At 41.2% G+C, this 19,146-nt stretch carries 11 protein-coding genes; 5 read left to right on the top strand and 6 right to left on the bottom strand.

The window, feature by feature from the left end; translation table 11 throughout:
- Nucleotides 1-12: 12 nt before the first annotated feature.
- The 5 genes from WKF66_RS12035 to WKF66_RS12015 all read right to left on the bottom strand — a co-directional run bounded on the left by WKF66_RS12035 (nucleotide 13) and on the right by WKF66_RS12015 (nucleotide 6,321).
- Complete coding sequence (locus tag WKF66_RS12035) at nucleotides 13-423, bottom strand: carboxypeptidase-like regulatory domain-containing protein (protein WP_489674703.1); 411 nt, start codon at nucleotides 421-423, stop codon at nucleotides 13-15.
- A 95-nt stretch (nucleotides 424-518) separates the two neighbouring features.
- On the bottom strand, nucleotides 519-2,111 hold the full coding sequence (locus WKF66_RS12030) for a fasciclin domain-containing protein (RefSeq protein ID WP_489674702.1): 1,593 nt from the start codon (nucleotides 2,109-2,111) through the stop codon (nucleotides 519-521).
- Between the two features lie 424 nt (nucleotides 2,112-2,535).
- On the bottom strand, nucleotides 2,536-3,414 hold the full coding sequence (locus WKF66_RS12025) for an alpha/beta hydrolase (RefSeq protein ID WP_489674701.1): 879 nt from the start codon (nucleotides 3,412-3,414) through the stop codon (nucleotides 2,536-2,538).
- Between the two features lie 35 nt (nucleotides 3,415-3,449).
- Nucleotides 3,450-4,292 (bottom strand): sialate O-acetylesterase, encoded by an 843-nt coding sequence (locus WKF66_RS12020; RefSeq protein WP_489674700.1) that lies wholly within the window; start codon nucleotides 4,290-4,292, stop codon nucleotides 3,450-3,452.
- A gap of 88 nt (nucleotides 4,293-4,380) precedes the next feature.
- Entirely contained in the window at nucleotides 4,381-6,321 is a 1,941-nt protein-coding gene (locus WKF66_RS12015; RefSeq protein ID WP_489674699.1) for a sialate O-acetylesterase, read from the bottom strand.
- 229 nt (nucleotides 6,322-6,550) lie between these two features.
- On the opposite strand from WKF66_RS12015, the gene WKF66_RS12010 reads away from it, so the two are divergent.
- The 5 genes from WKF66_RS12010 to WKF66_RS11990 are packed head-to-tail and all read left to right on the top strand — an operon-like array spanning nucleotide 6,551 to nucleotide 14,589.
- Nucleotides 6,551-8,590 (top strand): alpha-glucuronidase, encoded by a 2,040-nt coding sequence (locus WKF66_RS12010; RefSeq protein ID WP_489674698.1) that lies wholly within the window; start codon nucleotides 6,551-6,553, stop codon nucleotides 8,588-8,590.
- 15 nt (nucleotides 8,591-8,605) lie between these two features.
- Nucleotides 8,606-9,382: an SDR family NAD(P)-dependent oxidoreductase gene (locus WKF66_RS12005; RefSeq protein WP_489674697.1), complete on the top strand. Its 777-nt coding sequence runs from the start codon at nucleotides 8,606-8,608 to the stop codon at nucleotides 9,380-9,382.
- Nucleotides 9,383-9,403: 21 nt separating this feature from the next.
- A complete protein-coding gene (gene uxuA, locus WKF66_RS12000) occupies nucleotides 9,404-10,615 on the top strand; it encodes a mannonate dehydratase (RefSeq protein ID WP_489674696.1) in 1,212 nt (403 codons plus the stop codon).
- Nucleotides 10,608-13,469 (top strand): glycosyl hydrolase 115 family protein, encoded by a 2,862-nt coding sequence (locus WKF66_RS11995; protein WP_489674695.1) that lies wholly within the window; start codon nucleotides 10,608-10,610, stop codon nucleotides 13,467-13,469. Before uxuA ends, WKF66_RS11995 begins: the two co-directional genes overlap by 8 nt.
- Nucleotides 13,470-13,491: 22 nt before the next feature.
- Nucleotides 13,492-14,589, top strand: coding sequence for a glycoside hydrolase family 43 protein (locus WKF66_RS11990; protein WP_489674694.1), 1,098 nt, complete (start codon nucleotides 13,492-13,494; stop codon nucleotides 14,587-14,589).
- Here the strand turns inward: WKF66_RS11990 and WKF66_RS11985 are convergent.
- On the bottom strand, nucleotides 14,581-18,753 hold the full coding sequence (locus tag WKF66_RS11985) for a hybrid sensor histidine kinase/response regulator transcription factor (protein ID WP_489674693.1): 4,173 nt from the start codon (nucleotides 18,751-18,753) through the stop codon (nucleotides 14,581-14,583). The two genes, WKF66_RS11990 and WKF66_RS11985, sit on opposite strands and share 9 nt — an antisense overlap.
- Nucleotides 18,754-19,146 lie beyond the last annotated feature (393 nt).

The following is a 19,146-nucleotide window of genomic DNA, read 5'->3' as shown; positions in this document are numbered from 1 at the left end:
AGAAGTTGCAGGCTAATTGGCAATAGTTTCTGCCTTTAAAGAGGATACTGCACCAATGAGGTCACGCTTTGGCGTATTTACATAACCAGTACTGGCAGAGTAGCCTTTTTTAGCACTGATCAATACCTCTGATAATTCGTTGGCTGTTTCCAGACTTACGTTGATCACAGTTCTTCCATTAATGCTTTCAGTTTTTGTTTTCATACTGATGTAAGAAAACCTAAGCTTATTGGTTGCGCTTGTTAACTTGATGGCATAGGCGCCATCTGCATCTGTGATGACACCATTTACCTGCCTCCCATTTTCATTTACCTCTACAACAGAGACACCTGGCAGGGTTACACCGGAAGGGCTTTCACTTACTTTCCCTTTTATAGTCAGCACTTGTGCTGTTGCTACAGAAAAAAAGCAGAATATGAACATTAAAGCTGCTAAGCAACTCAGTATTTTCTTATTGAACATATGTAACTAATTAAAAAATTTTGAACGTTTATTTGCTTGGGTTCGCTGGAATAGTGTTAGAGTACCGGGGGGATAAGGAGCTTGTCAGTTTTATAGACGTAACCGGTATTGTTTGGTCCGGTATAAAGCAGAGGACTTACATTAGCTGTTATCCCATTTTCATTATTTACCTTACTGCCATTAGCAGTAAAGGTTACGTTATTGGTGGCGCCGCCAAACTCAGTTGTTTTCGACCCGGTTAGCGCCGCCTGGTTCAGGTTGCTGTTGACAATATTATGCTTAAGTAAATTTTGGAATTTAGAGGAAGACAATAACATACTGTTCAGTTGTAGCTGTGATGGCTTATCATAATTGACGTTGGCTTCTTTCATTGCTGCATTGGTAGGGATAAGAAATGTTCCTGTCCTGGTACTGACAGCATAAGTGTTTACCAATCCAGCTGCCTGCAGCGCGCCAAAAAACACTTTAAAATCCGGATCCTTAACGGCTTGGCCTAATGCACTTTTCTCCCTGTCGGATGGTAAGAAAGTATTTTTTATTATATGGACGATTCCATTACTTGCCCTGATGTTCTTTTTTACGAAATCATTTTCTGACCTTAACACTGTTGTTAATAAGGCGTCGCCGTTCGATGACCTCAAGACATTTATTCCGGCCCTGCTGATAATATTGGCAGCCGTCATCATGGTATCAGCCAGCATATAATTTTCCAGCACCTGCTCAATATAATTGGGCGTCAACAATTCTATTTTGTTCTCGAATTTCGCTAACGTTGGCGCGATGTAAGCATTTAAAACGGCATCATCAGGGATGATTAGCGTGGTATATGCAGGTGTTCCCTGACTATTAGCAACCGTTGCGCCGGCAGCCTTGAATTCAACTGCAATATTGGAACCCGCATTCAATAATGGATAGGTTACAGTGAAAGCAGAATCAATTATTCCATCTCTGTTTCTATCAAAAGTATTCAATGCATCTACAGTTTTGGATTGAAGAACCTTTAAGAGTTTGACAAATGTAGTGTTGGAAAGCTCCGGATCTGACTTAAGTATTTCCTCCAGATTTAATAGCGGTACCATTACATCTGATATACCATGTATCACACCATTGTTTGCATCTATGTCTTTTAGCGTAGTGACAATATCGATTCCGTTTATTTTGAATACTGTGGGCTGTGCGACATCAACGTTTACATATTTGCGGCTTCTGGTGATGTAAGTTGTATTTTTAGAGAAAAGTTTGTTTGCAATGTTGTTATACCTGTCCCGGAAGTTATATTCATACCACATACTATTAATTACATGGTAGCCTACGATCAAGTAGAGCTTCTCCAGGGGAACATTGGCTATCGACTGGTAATTATTAGTAGCAAGGTATTTGCTGAACGCTTCATTTGTTGGAGCGAATATTGTATAGGATCCTCCTTTTTCTAAAAATTGAGAATAATTTGCTCTTTCAAGGGCTTCAGTAAATAGACTGAATTCAGGTATTGACTTAACTTTGTCGTACAGATTGCCGCCTTTCGAGCGGTCTTCATTCCAATACTTATCAAAATTCTTGGTGCATGACAATGACAGTAGCGTTATCATGCTGGCAAGGGAGAGAAAAGCGAGGAATGACCGATTTTTCTTTTGTAAAGATTTTATCATCGTAGTATTATTTGGTTAGGTAATTCAATATCCGGCAATGACGAATTTCTAGACCTTTTTGCCAAAGGATTGAAAATCATTCGAAGACAGATTTAAAAGAAGTGATAATTGTTAGCTTCGGAAATGCTAAATCGATCTGACGATCTTAGTAGACTGGATTCCGGTTACGCTCGACCGCGCGTTGCTACTGCGATTAGATTGTTAAATAGTTTTTTTTTCATGATCATACATTTGGTTAGAATTAGTTTAATGTATTTTTCTATCATCGCTCTCAAACGAGAGATGATAAGTTTACATTTGGTTATCGAATATAATAACAACACCTATTTTTGGGATAGCACAATTGTTTAAATATATATGCTGAATGTTCAACGGCTTAAAAAGCTGCTCAAAATGCAAAAAAGGGGGTTTTATTAACCCGGTTTTAATATTTTGAAAAGGTAGCAGTATCAACAGGTTTGAAGAGCAACTGGGAAAACATATATAACCCATTTTTCCAAACCTTAAAGTCATGAAAACCCGGTTCAATGAAATATATGTGCGGAACCTTGTTCTCTAGTAAGTATTCATTAGTGCGCTTGCTGATGTTGACCAAACCATCACTGGCTCCACAAGATATAAATAAGACCTTTAGCATGTCTTTAGCTTTTTTAGGATCTGGCAACAATTCCTGTGGTGATTTCGTATTTGGAGCTGAGGAAAATCCTGCAACCCAGGCAAACTTATCAAGATTACCTAAACCGAAGTTAAGTGATTGCCCTCCTCCCATAGATAAACCGGCGATAGCACGATGTTCCCGATCCTGATACACGCTATAATTCTTTTCAACAAATGGAATTAAATCGTTTAGCAGATCTTTTTCGAAAGTTGAGAAAGCCTCAATCTTGTCTTTGGACATGATGTTTCCAGTAGCACGGTCGTCTTTCATTGCTCGCCCATTGGGCATAACCACAATCATCGGCTCGAGCTTCTTGTCAGCATAAAGATTATCCAAAATCACTTGCGGTTTTCCCCCGTTTAACCACTCTTTTTCATCTCCTCCAATCCCATGCAACAGGTATAGGACAGGATATTTATTGCTTTTCGAATACCCTGGTGGCGTATATGTAATCGCTTTTCTGTTTCCACCTACTGTATTTGAATAATAGCTGATCGTATCAATTTTCCCATGAGCTATAGCAGCGCTTTCGACATCGAATCCTGGAACAGCGGGAGCCACAGGTCCTTGGCCCTGGACTGATATTGAGAATAAAAAAGGCATAGCAGCAACTATCAGGTGCTTTCCATTTAAAAGTTTAGTCAATTGGATCATATTTGGTTTAATTATTAGTTTAGCTTTTAATGAGTATTGCCTGAAACCGCTAAAACTTTAGCCGCAAAGCGCTTGCCTAGTTCCCGGTACCCCGCTGCATTGAAATGGAGTTTGTCAGCCGCTGCGCTACAGCCGCTTGAGGAAATCACATAAGAATTAGGAATAACCTGTGGAAGTGTTGCTATGATTTTATTCATACTGGCACAGATGCCTCCCTGATCTGCATGAACAAGTTCACCAGCGAATAATGGAATTGAGTTATCCTTCAGATTAAGGTCTTTGAGCAGATGGTCGTACACAAGTTTTACCTTCTGTGTCCATAAGCTATCATTGGTATTTGATTCGCCCTGGTGCAGTAAAATGCCTTTGATCACTCCCTGTTTCTGAGCCGCTTTTGCCAGTTCAAGCAACCTTCCGTATGGATTGCCACCATATTGACTGATCATTCCTTTCATCCATTGGGGTGCAGTTGCTGTATAGGCCGAATAATTGTCTTTATCAAAAAGTTCGATTTTGCAACCTCCCACTGCTACATTTATAACACCAACGTGTATTTGATCAGGAAGGTTAGCAACCATCGTTCGTCCAAAGTAGTCTGCAGGAGACAAGCCTGTATTGCATCTGACTAATGGCGGAATAGCAGTGTACCAGTTCCCCGCTACCCTCGTGGAACCAGAACAATCGACAGCTTGTAATACTTTAAATCGATTATTAACACCGGCACTATCCTCGGACTCAATTTTAGCATTCCCTTCCATATTCGATTGTCCGAGACATAAGTAGATGTTGAAGTTTTTATCTTGTGCGAAAATGGTATTGATCATTAGCATGATCAGCATGGATAAAAGCCCTACTTTTTTGGTACTCATACGTGTTCAGTTTTATGCCCTGTAATACAAATTTAGTATATACATCAGATTCTGATGGGAAGAATTGACTAAGAAACGGGTAGAAATGTTATTTGTCTGTACGAAACGGTGAAGCTGGCAGCTTTTCCAAATTGTATAGATTAGGGTTCACCGGGCTATCTGACCAGGCGTAGCGAACATACTTTGGTTCCGAAATCTGATCTGACCAAACAATAACTTTAGCTCCGTCAATTTTCGCATTGGCCCAAATGAACTTCTTATCAGCAGAAGCAATCTCAAATTGAGAGACAGCTTCGCCGTCAATGGTCGTTAATCCGGTACCCGTGTGGCCGAAAGTCACAAAAACCTTATTCTCTCTAATTTCGCAGGATTCAAATACCGGTCCCGAATAAACCAGGTTTTTTTCGCCGTAAATATGGTGTCTGGCTATTAGGGCAAGCCGCTCTCCTACATCCTTCTTATTATCCGGATGTATGTCATTCCATTCGCCAAGGTCAATAGTTACGGCCATCCCTGCAAGGGGAACATTTAACGCCTGCAAAGCGCCTTCTCTAATCAGAGCCAAAGCACTTTCAGCCGGAAGATAACGCATGTCACCATAATTTGGTAACTGGACATAATAGAAAGGGAGGTCCGTCCTGGAGAAATTCCGTCTCCAATCCATGATTAGATTTGGTAGTAAGGTTTTATAAGATTTAGCATTACCAACATTGCTTTCACCCTGGTACCAAAGCACGGCACACAAGCCATAATTTGCTATTGGAGCGATCATGGCGTTATAGAGCGATGTAGGCTGCGCCTGCTCAGAAATTCCGCGAATAGCTGGCGCTTTCGAGGGAACATAAACGGCTCCTACCTTATACTTCCATTCACCTTTCAAATCCATAGATTGGGTACCAGCTTCGATCAAATATGGCTTATCGGGGACGAAACCACCCTTACCAGATGTATTTTCAACTCTGATTACAAAAAGGTTTTTACCTGGCTTTAAAATCCCTGGTTCCAGATTGTACCTTCGTTGCGGGTATTGGTAACCCGTGGATCCTACCTGCTGCCCATTGATATAAAACCTATCTGCATCTACAATCCTGCCCATTTGAATCCGCGCCGATACACCAGTCATTGTAGCAGGAACGTCAAAAACCCGGCGATACCAGATTACTCCATCCAAGTCGCGAATACCTTGGTCCTCCCAATATCCGGGTATATTCATACTTCTCCAGCCTTTGGGCTCGTATTTGACATCATACCATTTAAGATTTCCAGACAAACCCTGATCGCCACTAGCCCTGCCTGTTTGCGCGGCAGAATAAGCCTTACGGTTAATAGTGTTTACATAGGCTGTGTCTTTATTTCGCACAATAACCTCCGACAAGCCTGGAACATTGGCCAGCCCCTGCTCACTAGTCCAGGATTCAATAGCAGTACCACCAACACTGCAATTGATAATCCCTACAGGTATTTTATATTTTGTGAAGATCTGCCGTGCAAAGAAATAAGCTACGGCGGAAAAATCATTTACATCTTTGGAATTAGCAGACTTCCAGCTGCTTTTTGGCAGATCTGGAGAAGGCCCGGTCAACGAGGTGGTCGTAGGAACCCAAAATTGCCTTATTTCAGGGTAGTTTGCTTCAGCGATATCAGAGGCATAGGTAATGTTATGTATTTTCATTTGATGAACCATATTAGACTGGCCCGAACACAGGTACACATCACCAATCAGAATATTTTGCAATACAATAGTATCCAATCCTTTAATTTCCATTTTATAAGGTCCGCCTGCTTTCATGACCGGCAATTTTGCAAGCCATTTTCCATCTGCATCTGTGACCGCACTTACACGCTTACCGTTAAAGTTTATCGTCACTTTTTCTGCTGGCGATGCCCAGCCCCATATGTTAAGCACCACCCCACGTTGCAATACCATACCGTCCGTAATTAAACTTGGTAGTTTAATCTTTGCATCGCTTTGTAGACAAAAGAATAGACTAAGGCATAGGAAAAATGAGACCTGTTGGAAGTAGCGCATGTTAATAGGTTAGCTTTGGTTAGATCTCAAATCTAGCCTAAACCAGAAACATTACTCAGCAGAATTTGATAAATAGGCACAACAAATGTTTAATTCAGGTTCGGGATGTTGCTCTGAAGACCAGTTTGGATTAAATTAAACATTTTTACTAGGATTGGTAACATTAGACCTCTATACACCCTGTCTAGCTTATTACATTTAAAAACTCTAACCAAAATACCTACTGAGCATGAAATGGATTACGACAACGCTAATCACTATTCTATATTTCAATCTGGTGATATCTTCAGTGCGTGCAGAAGACGGTCATGAACTATGGTTAAATAGAAAAAGTGTATCTCCAGTCAAAGTAATCTGCGCAATAAAATCACCTGTACTGGACATTGCAGTACATGAGCTTACAGCTGGATGGAACGGCACTCCGGGTGCTACTATAGTTTTGAATCTAAAATTCGTTAATACCATTAAAAATGACGGCTTCATCCTGGGGAATAATGAAGTCAGGGCAAATTCTGAGCTCGGGATCTTATACGGCGTTTATGAATTGTTGCGTAGGCAGTCTACAGGACAAAAGACAAGTTCAGTGTTGTCAAACCCTTCTTATATGCACCGGATCCTCAACCATTGGGATAATTTAAATGGGACTGTAGAAAGAGGTTATGCAGGCAATTCTATATTTTGGAGAAATGAGAAGGATTCCCTGACCGTTACAGCAAAAGATAAAGCTTTATGGACTGAATATGCCAGGGCAAATGCTAGCATTGGAATAAATGGTACGGTGCTGAATAATGTCAATGCTTCTCCCGCGATATTGACAGCCCAATACCTTCAAAAGGTAAAAGCCATTGCTGAAGTCATGCGTCCATACGGACTTAAAACATATTTATCAGTTAACTTCTCTTCCCCTGTAAGGATTGGCGGACTTAAGACGGCCGATCCCCTAAATCCTGAGGTAAAGCAATGGTGGACGGATAAAGTCAGAGAAATCTATAAGCTCATACCTGATTTTGGTGGCCTGTTAGTTAAAGCTAATAGTGAGGGACAACCCGGTCCCCAAGATTTCGGACGTACGCATGTTGACGGTGCCAACATGCTCGCTGATGCGTTAAAGCCATATCAAGGGATAGTGATGTGGAGGGCTTTCGTTTATAGTCCTTCAAAGATGGACCGCGTGATGCAGGCTTACTCAGAGTTTCTGCCCTTCGACGGGCAGTTTAGAGACAACGTTATTATACAGGTTAAAAATGGTCCATTGGATTTTCAGCCTCGGGAACCTTTCAGCCCGCTTTTTGGGGGCATGAAGAAAACAGCGGTGATGCCTGAGCTTCAAATTACACAAGAATATCTGGGAAGATCAATCCACTTGGTTTACCTAGCGCCCAGCTGGGAAGAATTTTTGAAAAGTGATACTTACCTGAATGGTACCGGAAGCACTGTTGCTAAATACACGGATGGACGGCTGCAGCATCAAAAATATACTGCAATTGCTGGGGTGGCAAATATCGGCCTTGATACGAATTGGTGCGGTCATGATTTTGCGCAGTCAAACTGGTATGCATTTGGTCGGCTAGCCTGGAACAATGGCATGTCCAGTACAGATATCGCCGATGAATGGCTAAAGCTTACTTTCACGGAAAACACATCCAAAGTGATCGCTCCGCTAAAAGCGATTATGATGCACAGCCGGGAGGCAGCAGTCAATTATATGATGCCTCTGGGGCTCCACCATATTTTTGCAGAAGGGCATCATTACGGCCCCGCCCCATGGTTTGCCAACAAAAATCTAAGAGAAGACTGGACCTCTGTGTACTATCATAAAGCAGACACACAGGGGATTGGATTCAATCGCACTCGGACAGGCAGTAATGCCGTAGGTCAGTACAATGAACCGCTGGCCACTCGGTTTAATGATCCTGCAACCTGTCCTGAGGAGTATTTATTGTGGTTTCATCACCTACCCTGGAACTATCGTATGAAAAGCGGAGCTACGCTATGGAATGAGCTCTGTTTCAGGTATGACAAAGGCGTAATACAAGTCCGAGGATTCCAAAATACCTGGAACAAGCTCAAGCCTTATATGGATCAGCAACGTTTTGTTAAGGTACAGAAAAAATTAGAACGACAGTACCAGGATGCCCAGATCTGGAAGGATGCCTGTTTGCTATATTTTCAGCAGTTTAGTCAGCAACCAATACCAGCGCATCATGCTCAACCGACACACCAGCTAAAGGATTTAATTACAGCGAGGCCTCTGGGCATTACCCATTAATAAGAGAAAGTAAAAATGACAAATACTATTGATTCCATGAATTCACAGGATTTACAAACCAGAATAGCCCTGGTAACCGGCGGCGGAGCAGGAATAGGTTTTGCTATTGCAAAAGAGTTTACTGAGGCAGGTATTTATACGATCATAATAGGTAGAGATAACTTGAAGCTTGAAAACGCAAAGAAACAGTTGGGCGATCTTTGTGAGGTCATTGTGTTTGACCTGACTAAACTTGAGAACATTCCTGGGTTGGTACAGCAAATCATCGCGAGGCATAGCAGAATCGATATTCTAGTCAATAATGCAGGGATTAATATGAAAAAAGAATTCTGTGAAGTTTCAGATACCGACTTTATGGAAGTCATACAAACTAATGTATTATCAGTGTTTAGTTTATCGCGTGAGGTTGTTAAAAACATGCTGCTGAAAGGATCAGGTTGTATCATTAATATTAGTTCGATGGCGGCCCGCTATGGTATTCCCAAAGTAATTGCATACACCGCGGCCAAAAGCGCGATTGAAGGTATGACCAAGGCAATGGCCGTAGAGCTTTCCCCGAAAGGGATAAGAATCAACGCCATAGCGCCAGGCTTTATACATAGTGACATGTCAGCGAAGGCTTTGGATGCCGATCCTGAACGTAAGGCCAAGGTATTTTCACGCACGCCAATGGGAGTGATGGGTGAACCTGAAGATATCGGAGCGGCAGCCTTGTTCCTGGCTTCTGATGCCGCCAAATACATTACAGGTTTGATCATGCCGGTTGATGGCGGGAATTCAATTGGCTTTTAATTTAAGAAGAACGGTATGTTAATGGAACAAACAATGAGATGGTTCGGACCAAGCGACCCGGTCAGCTTACAGGATATCAGGCAAGCAGGATGCTCTGGAGTCGTAACGGCTTTACATCACATCCCTGTAGGTGACGTCTGGACGACAGCTGAAATTGCATTAAGAAAGGATATCATTGAGCTTGCAGGCTTGACCTGGACAGTAGTGGAGAGTCTTCCAGTACATGAAGCCATCAAAATGCGAACTGATGACTTCCAACTCTACATTAATAATTACAAGTTGAGCTTGGAAAATCTTGCTGAACATGGTATAAAAATAGTCACTTACAACTTCATGCCTATATTAGATTGGATCCGAACAGATTTGGAATACAAGCTGGAAGATGGCAGTAAAGCCTTAAAATTTGAGAAATCTGCTTTCGTGGCCTTTGATCTGTTTATTTTGAAAAGACCCAATGCCATTCATGAATACCCTCCTGAAGAGATCCATAAAGCTACGCAGCGATTTAATTCTATGTCAGCTGAAGAAACGCTTACCTTAACTAACACGGCCATGCTTGGTTTGCCCGGGAGTAGCGAACCATTCACTTTGCCACAGATCTTAGCAGCACTAAAAACATATGAACAAATAGACAACGCCGTCTTAAAAGCACATTTAATTCAATTTCTACAGGAGATTATTCCTTCAGCTGATCTTGCGGGGATAAAAATGGCAATACACCCTGATGATCCACCCTATTCTGTTTTAGGTCTGCCCAGGATACTCAGTACTGAACAGGACGTTTGGGATATCATTGATGCTGTTCCCTCTATGGCTAACGGGCTATGTTTTTGTACCGGTTCGTTCGGAGCAAGACCGGATAATAATCTCCCAGACATGGTAAAAAGATTTGCAGAACGCATTCATTTTCTTCACCTCCGCAGTACCCAGCAAGACTTGGAAGGGAATTTTTATGAAGCAAATCATCTGGAAGGGAATGCAGATATGTATAAAGTGGTAAAGGAGGTAGTTTTGCTTAGTACAAGGTTGGGAAAGTCCATTCCGATGCGCCCTGACCATGGCCATCAAATGCTCGATGACTTAAAGAAAGTCACGTATCCTGGATATTCAGCAATCGGAAGGTTAAAGGGATTGGCGGAATTACGCGGTTTAGAAATGGGGATATCAAGATTCCTGGCTGAATTGCATGTTGAAGCCGATTTCACAAAGCTCAATTTGGAAACAAATGGTTAGAAAAATCTTTCTCTTAGCCCTGACCTTATTTGTAAATACGTTATTAGCGCAAGCAGGTTTCCCTCCCTTTGTGTCTAAAATCAAAATAAAGGGAGGCTTCTGTATTGCGAGCAAACAGAAGATTGCTACTATAGTCTATAGTGACGGTGAATGGCCGGGGGTTATCAAAGCGGCGAAAGATCTGCAACAGGACATTAAATTGGTAAGCGGACAGGCTCCAGATCTGGTTTCAGGCCGGACTGCTCCAATGGCGATTATTATAGGCACTATAGGGCAAAGCCAAATCATTGATCAGCTAATTAAGAACAAAAAAATTAACACGTCAGGTATTTCAGATAGTTGGGAAGCTACACTGATCGAAGTGGTTAAAAATCCACTGCCGGGGGTCGATAGTGCACTCATCATCGCAGGGAGTGATAAGCGCGGAACCATTTATGGAATTTATGAACTGTCTTATCAAATTGGGGTTAGTCCCTGGCACTACTGGGCCGATGTTCCTGCTCAGAAGAACAAAACCTTATATGTTAGATCAGGTCGGCTTATAAACTCCTCTCCAGCAGTTAAATACAGAGGTATCTTTCTAAACGATGAAGCTCCTGCCCTCTCTGGGTGGGCAAGAAAAGAGTTTGGCGGCTTCAACCATAAATTTTATGAAAAGGTATTTGAACTAATCCTGCGACTAAAAGGAAATTACCTTTGGCCTGCCATGTGGGGTAGTGCTTTTAATGACGATGATCAAATGAATCCTGTGCTGGCTGATGAATATGGAGTGGTGATGGGAACCTCACATCATGAACCTCTGGCACGCGCACACGATGAATGGAGGAGGTTTAAAGGAGGAATTTGGAACTATGAACAAAATCCTGATCAGTTGCGTGCGTTTTGGAAAAGTGGATTAAGCCGTGTGGCCGGTAGGGAACAAATAATCACCGTAGGCATGCGCGGTGATGGAGATGAGCCCATGACCAAGGGAACTGCTACCGCTTTGCTAGAACAAATCGTCACAGACCAGCGTGAAATCATTTCCAATGTCACCAATAAGCCGGCTGCTAAAACTCCACAGCTTTGGGCTTTATATAAGGAGGTTCAGGATTATTATGATCAGGGCATGCGTGTACCCGACGATGTCACACTGTTACTTTGCGACGATAATTGGGGGAACATCCGAAGGTTGCCAGCACTTGATAAATTACCAAGAAAAGGGGGATACGGCATCTATTACCATTTTGATTATGTAGGTGGTCCAAGAAACTATAAATGGATAAATACCAATCCAATACAGAAAATATGGGAACAAATGAATCTGGCTTACCAATATAAGGCCAATCAAATCTGGATCGTTAATGTTGGCGATTTGAAACCAGTGGAGTTTCCCATAGAGTTTTTCCTTGATTTTGCCTGGGCGCCAAATGCTATCCCAGCAGAAAAGCTAAAGGACTACACCATTGCGTGGTGCGGTAAGCAATTCGGTTCTTCGAACGCCACTGAAATAGCAGATATCCTAGATTATTACACGAAGTACAATGGACGTGTGAAACCAGAGCTGCTAAACGAAAATACCTATAGTCTAATTAATTATCAAGAGTTTGATATAGTTGTAAAAGAATACAAAGCGCTCGAAACGAAGGCACAAGTAATTTACAAACGGATGCCTCAAGAATTAAGGGATGCATATTATCAATTGATCATGCATCCTGTCGAAGCAAGCGCTAACCTTTACGAACTTTATTACACAGTCTCAAAAAATAAGTTATATGCGAAACAGGGTCGAGTATTAACTAATGAGTATGCGGACAAGGCAGATTCTTTATTTAAAAGAGATGCTGAGATCAGCAAATACTACAATAAGGTTTTAGCTGCCGGTAAATGGGAGCATATGATGGATCAAACCCATATTGGTTACACTGGATGGCAACAGCCGCAGCGAAACGTGATGCCTAAAACTTATAGGAATTTACCTGCTAAGCCGGGCCTGGGTCTGGCAATCGAAGGTTCAGACAGCTGTTGGACGAAAGATGGTCCGCAGGTTAATACCCTACTCCTTCTGGAAAGACGGACTGGTCAAAGCTTTTACTTAGAATTATTTAATACAGGGAAAGGGAGACTATCCTATGAAATTCTAGCACCAAATTATATCCTGATCACTAATCCTAAAGATTTTCTTGAGACTGAAAAACGAATCAATATTAAAGTGGACTGGGCGAAGGCTCCTCAGGGTATTAAAACTGCACAGGTTGTAGTGAAAGGAAGTGATGGAACCCAAATTACTTTACAGCTCCGGACAAATAACAATAAAGAGGCGAATGCTGAACTGAAAAACTTCTTTCTTCCTCAAGCAGGATATATCTCTTTGGAAGCCCCAAGCTATTCTAGAGCCCTCAGTGGAGGCCCTATTTCCTGGAAAACCATACCCAATTACGGAAAAACAGCTGGTGGTGTAATGCCTGTTCCAGTTACTGCCGCCTCACAAATCCCTGGTAAAAATAGTGCGTATTTAGCCTACGATCTTTATCTGGACAGTGCGGGTACTTACCTACTGAACACTTATATATCGCCAACAATCGATTTCCAAAATACGGGTGGACTGAAATTTGCACTTTCTGTTGATGACCAGCCTGCAACAATAGTTAACACAAGCAGCGCATATAAAAACGAAGGGGCCTGGGGACGATCTGTTATCAATGCCATCAAGATATTTAAAACTCCTTTAAGTTTTGATAAACCAGGAAAACATACCATTAAATATTGGATGGTTGACCCAGGTGTGGTACTACAGAAGCTAGTCTTAGACCTTGGGGGACTGAAGCCTAGTTTCCTTGGGCCACAGCAAACGCGCAACATAAGAACCAAATAATCCTTAGGTAATAATTTAAGCTATGAACAATTTTCACAATAGTGCTCTTCTGTTAGCAACAATAGGTATAATGACATTGAATGGTTGTTACCAAAATGGGAAAGCGGCCAAATTGGAGACAGCTGATAGTACAAAAAAAGTAAAGTTCCTTTCTCCGCCTCTTATTTCTGATATCTATACGGCAGATCCGTCTGCGCATGTCTTTAACGGAAAAATTTATATATATCCTTCTCATGATGTTGATTCAGGCACTCCCGAAAATGACAATGGAGACCATTATGACATGCGTGACTTTCACATTCTGAGTATGGACAGCGTCAATGGCAAAATTAAAGACCATGGAGTTGCCCTAAGTATAAAAGATATCCCTTGGGCCGGCCGGCAACTTTGGGCGCCTGATGCTGCCTATAAAGACGGCACCTATTACTTGTATTTTCCCGTGAAAGACAATATGGATGTTTTCAGGATTGGGGTGGCAACTTCGGAAAATCCCTTCGGCCCATTCAAAGCAAAAGCGAAACCAATCGATGGCAGTTATAGCATTGATCCAGCAGTATTTACTGACACAGACGGCAGTAGTTATATGTTTTTCGGGGGCATCTGGGGAGGCCAATTACAGCGCTGGGATGGTGGCAAGTACGATGTTAATGGATCTAAAACTGATACCAAAAGAGAAAACGAACCAGCTTTGACTCCTAAAGTAGCCAAACTAAGCGCTGATATGCTAAGTTTTGATGGTAGTGTAAAGGATGTAAAAATCCTGGATGCAAATGGCAATGCATTGCTGACTAAAGACCACGACAGAAGATTTTTTGAGGCTGCATGGTTGCATAAATACAAGAATAAATACTATTTCAGCTATTCAACCGGCGATACCCATTATTTGGCCTACGCAATCGGCGATAGCCCATATGGTCCTTTCGCGTATCAGGGTAAATTGATGGATTCTGTTCAAGGTTGGACTACGCACCATTCAATTATTGAACACCATGGTAAATGGTTCTTATACTACCATGATACTCAGCTTTCTAATAAAAGTCACTTACGAAACATTAAGGTAACGGAACTTAAACACAATACGGATGGGAGCATCGAACTCATAAAACCAATTTTAAAGTGAGCGTGATTCTCCAGCCGCATAGATCTTTCGCCTTTGGTTAATGTATTCAGACGGCTGCATATTGTACTTGGCCTTAAACGATTTAGCAAAATAATTCGGAGTGGCAAAGCCCACCGTGTAGGCAACCTGAGAAACGTTTAAATCACTTTTCTCTAGTAACACTGTGGCTTTGTCCAGCTTAACAGACCTGATGAATTCTACAGGGGATATGCCGGTCAACTCCAGGATCTTATGATATAATGAACCCCTGCTCATTCCAACGTGCTTACTTAGATCTTCCACAGACAGCTTTGGATTGTTGAGATTCTCTTCAATATACAGCACTACTTTATTTAGTAACCGGTCGCTATAAGATTCGATTAACACCTCAGGGGTCTGAACCTTGATCTGTTTGGTGTAAGTGTTTTTTAAAGTCCGGTTTAGCAACAGCAGATTTCTAATCTTGGCATTGAGTATCTCGAAATTAAAAGGTTTGGATAGATAATCGTTCGCACCCGTTTCCAGTCCTTTAATCTGTTGTTCTTCTCCTGTCAATGCAGTGAGCAAAACAATTGGAATGTGATTTGTTCGCTTGTCAGACTTTACCTTAATACACAACTCTATCCCGTTCATGAAAGGCATATTGATATCGCTTACTATAATGTTAGGATGATTTGCAAGTGTCTTTTGCCATCCTTCCTGACCGTTTGAGGCTTCATATACCTTATAAAACGGCTTAAGGCAATCTTTAAGGTAAAACCTGTAATCTTCATTATCCTCTACTATTAAAATGGACTGCATTTCCGTACTTGTTTCATGGGTGTCCAAAGTTGCAACTACGTGAACCACTTTATCCATTTCGCAACATTCAGTAAACTCGAGATTTAGTTTATCACTTACGGTGTTTACAATAACGGGAAGCTCAATGGCAAAGGTGCTGCCAATACCAGGTTCACTTTCGACAACGATGCTTCCCCCGTGCATATCCACAAATTCCTTAGCGATCGACAAACCAATTCCACTACCTTGGTTCAGCACCGAGGCAGTGTTATCTACCTGGAAAAACCTGTCAAAGATCTTACTTGTGTTTTCAACCGGAATGCCAATCCCGGTATCAATGATCCTTATGATTAATATTGATTGGCTCGAATCCAGAGTTCGTGGACATTCTTCAATAGTCACCGTAATTGTCCCCCCTGCAGCAGTAAATTTAAAAGCATTAGACAGCAGGTTAAATAAAACACGTTCAATTTTGCTCTGATCGAAAGCAGTAGACAGGTACTTTAACTTGCTGCTAAACTTCAACTGGATCATTTTAGTTTCACTAAGATCATGAAACGATTCCAGCACCTCTTTAATGAAGGAAATCACATCCGCTTCTCTAAGGTCTAACTTAAGTTCGCGTTTTTCTATTTTTCGGAGATCCAGAATTTGGTTCACTAAATTAAGGAGTCGCCGTGCATTTCTTTTCACCATATTTAAAGGAGCGGTTATAACACCCTCTTCATCCTCGTTGATCAGCTTCTCAACAGGTCCCATTATTAAGGAGAGCGGCGTCCTGAATTCATGGCTCAAATCAGTAAGAAATTTGATCTTCAATTGATCTAGCTCCCTTAATCTTTCTCCTTCTTTTCTTTCCTGTTCCAACATTTGCTCAACCCTTACCTTTTCCTGTACGGCAGCAAATTCTAGTTTCAATTTTCTAATACCGAGATGACGGGTGTAAAGAATTGCTCCCGAAACGGCTAATGCATACAGCACATAGGCATATATGGTACGCCAGAACGGAGGCCGGACACTAATTTTTATAGTTGTTTCTTTGGCGTTCCAAATTCCATCATTGTTAGCCGCCTTAACATGAAAAACATATTCTCCCGGATCCAGGTTGGTATAAGATACTGATTTGACCGTGCCTGCATTTGTCCACTTTTTATCAAATCCCTCCAACCAGTAAGCATACTTGTTTTCCGGATTAGCTGTATAGTTCAGTCCGGAATAGTGCAGCATAAAGTTTTGTCCATATCCAAGATTGATTTCATCGGCAGCAGATATGTGTGATCTGAGCGCACCATCAGCAGAAGGACTTACAGAATTATTGTCAATCTTTAAATCTGTTAAAATGACTGCTGGAACATGTTTGTTTTTTTTGAAATCCTTTGGATTGAAATAATTAAATCCTTCAGCACCTCCAAAAAATATTTCTCCATCAGAGGATTTAAATCCGGCACCAGAAATAAAATTGTTGTTTTGAATGCCGTTGTAAATAGTGTAATTAGTAAATTTTCGAGTTTTCCTGTCAAAACTACTGATGCCTTGATTCGTACTCACCCAAATTTTACCTTGCGGGCCTTCAACGATTGCATAAACAGTCGCGCTATTCAACGCATCTTTTTCAGAAAACGTTAAGAAACGGCGCTTATTTTTATCGTATAGGCTTAGCCCACCATTTAACGTACCAACCCAGATGTCGCCCTGCCTATCTTTCAATATAGATAAAGAAACGTTACTGGGAAGTCCACTATTGGCTTTATTGAAATGAGTAAATTTCTTTGTGTCGATATTAAAGACGGCAATCCCTGACCCATAGGATCCAATCCACATATTGCCCTCGTTATCTTCTTCAATGAACCTGATGAAATTATTTGCTGGAATCAACTTTTTGCCTTTTGGCTCATTGAAATATTTAGTCACTACCTTGTGGTCCTGGTTCATTACATTTACTCCTCCCCCATTCGTACCAATCCATATTTGACCGCTCTTGTCCTCTTTTATGCAGAAGATCTCATTCGAATTTAATTGATCACTTCTATCGCCACGCTGGAACTGATGTGTTTTTTCTGTACCCACATCCATGACAAACAAACCCGTTCCATAAGTGCCGATGTAAAGCTTTTTAGCTCTGGTCATTTTCATTGTCATGATAGCAAGCCCAGTAGAATTCTGTTCATTCACTTCCGGCATTTTGATCCTCCTGAATAGTTCCGTTTTCCGGTCGAAAACATTCAGTCCGCCACCATCCGTTCCAACATAGATTTTAGCATCTGCGGATTCTGCAAAGGAGGTGACAATGGATGCATTTAGTCCATTGTGATCATACATGTTGCTCTGTTTCAAATGAAACAGGTTGAGATTGGTATCATACTTATTGATCCCTGCTCTGTATACAGCTAGCCAATACACGCCCTGGTTGTCGATGTACACGTATTTAATAGATTTGCTGGTGAGGCTGTAAATGTTTCTATGGTCAGGCATAAATTTACCCATTTCACCTGTTTTGATATTAAGAGTATGTAGCCCTTCGTCCGTTCCTATCCATAGCTGACTGTCATCATTGGCCGCAAGCGATTGGATTACATTGCTCGTCAATGACTTACTATCACTTTTTATATGCCTGATATTCTTAAATGAATTCGTGCCGGGAAGAAACAAACTGAGTCCGGTCTTTGTACCTATCCATATTTGTCCATCAGAATCTTCGGCAATCGAAGTTACCAAATCACCACTGAGACTGGAGAGATCGGACTTGCTATTTTGAAAATGTTTAAAGGTATGGGTAACCCTGTTATAAAGATATAGGCCAATATTTGTACCTATCCACATTCTATTGTCGCTATCTTCATAGAGGTAACTAACGAGCAAAGATGGATCTATTCCATTTTCATTTCTTGGAATCTTTAGTTTCCTGCTTATCTTAGTTCTCGGATCAAAGACATCTAGTCCGCCATACGTAGCGACCCATATATATCCTTCGACATCGCTGCAGATACTTTTTACTACATCACTGCTTAACGAATTAGGTCCAACGGCAGCCGGAAAATTAGTGAATGAATTATTTGATCTATTATATAAGCTAAGAGAGCCGCCAGAGCTTCCAATCCATAAATTTCCCATTCGATCCTCATGTAAAGCCTTAATATCATTCGCTTGTAAACCTGTCAGATCATCAGACCTATGTTTATATACAGTGAAGTTTGCCCCATCAAATCTGTTAAGTCCGTCTTCAGTCGCAAACCAGAGCAAACCGTAACGGTCTTTTAATATCGCGTTGACACTATTGGATGAAAGTCCATTCTTAGTATTTAAAGAAGTAAAGTCAATTTTTTGCTGTTGTGTATAGCCGGCATGAACACCAAGGATCAATACAGCTATTAAACATATGGTTTTTAAAACGGCCTGATTTAACATGATTGAACAGTCAATTTTTTAAGTACGAATAATTAGTTCTATGGATCCTGGCAGGGTCCACTTTCGATTAATCTGGCTTCCTTTAGCAAGATTTTTAATTAAGGATAATGGTGGCCAGTCAGTTCGACTTTAGCGAAAACCTAAATTATTGTGCATACTTGATTTGGTTTATTATTTGGTTAACTTTTAATATCGTATTGTATCAGAGCTACATTCCGAAACCACTCAATTAGCGTTTTCAGGCTAAGAGCAATCTGTTTTAGGGCGCTATGTGACTATAAATTATAGCCGATACTTGTAGATATTTATAAATGTCTAATTAACGTTTATTTATTCGGAAAAAAAATATAATCTTTTTTCTTTCTTATGATCCAGCTTAGACGTAGATCTGGA

The organism is Pedobacter sp., assembly GCF_037719805.1.
Taxonomy (GTDB): Bacteria; Bacteroidota; Bacteroidia; order Sphingobacteriales; family Sphingobacteriaceae; genus Pedobacter.
Note: the sequence above shows the minus strand (reverse complement) of the source record. Positions and strands in the feature narration are given on the sequence as shown.

Bases quoted from the DNA above. Each gene is read 5' to 3' on its own strand.
- WKF66_RS12035 (WP_489674703.1), bottom strand. From the start codon at position 423: ATGTTCATATTCTGCTTTTTTTCTGTAGCAACAGCACAAGTGCTGACT.
- WKF66_RS12030 (WP_489674702.1), bottom strand. From the start codon at position 2,111: ATGATAAAATCTTTACAAAAGAAAAATCGGTCATTCCTCGCTTTTCTC.
- WKF66_RS12020 (WP_489674700.1), bottom strand. From the start codon at position 4,292: ATGAGTACCAAAAAAGTAGGGCTTTTATCCATGCTGATCATGCTAATG.
- WKF66_RS12015 (WP_489674699.1), bottom strand. From the start codon at position 6,321: ATGCGCTACTTCCAACAGGTCTCATTTTTCCTATGCCTTAGTCTATTC.
- WKF66_RS12010 (WP_489674698.1), top strand. From the start codon at position 6,551: ATGAAATGGATTACGACAACGCTAATCACTATTCTATATTTCAATCTG.
- WKF66_RS12005 (WP_489674697.1), top strand. From the start codon at position 8,606: ATGACAAATACTATTGATTCCATGAATTCACAGGATTTACAAACCAGA.
- uxuA (WP_489674696.1), top strand. From the start codon at position 9,404: ATGGAACAAACAATGAGATGGTTCGGACCAAGCGACCCGGTCAGCTTA.
- WKF66_RS11995 (WP_489674695.1), top strand. From the start codon at position 10,608: ATGGTTAGAAAAATCTTTCTCTTAGCCCTGACCTTATTTGTAAATACG.
- WKF66_RS11990 (WP_489674694.1), top strand. From the start codon at position 13,492: ATGAACAATTTTCACAATAGTGCTCTTCTGTTAGCAACAATAGGTATA.
- WKF66_RS11985 (WP_489674693.1), bottom strand. From the start codon at position 18,753: ATGTTAAATCAGGCCGTTTTAAAAACCATATGTTTAATAGCTGTATTG.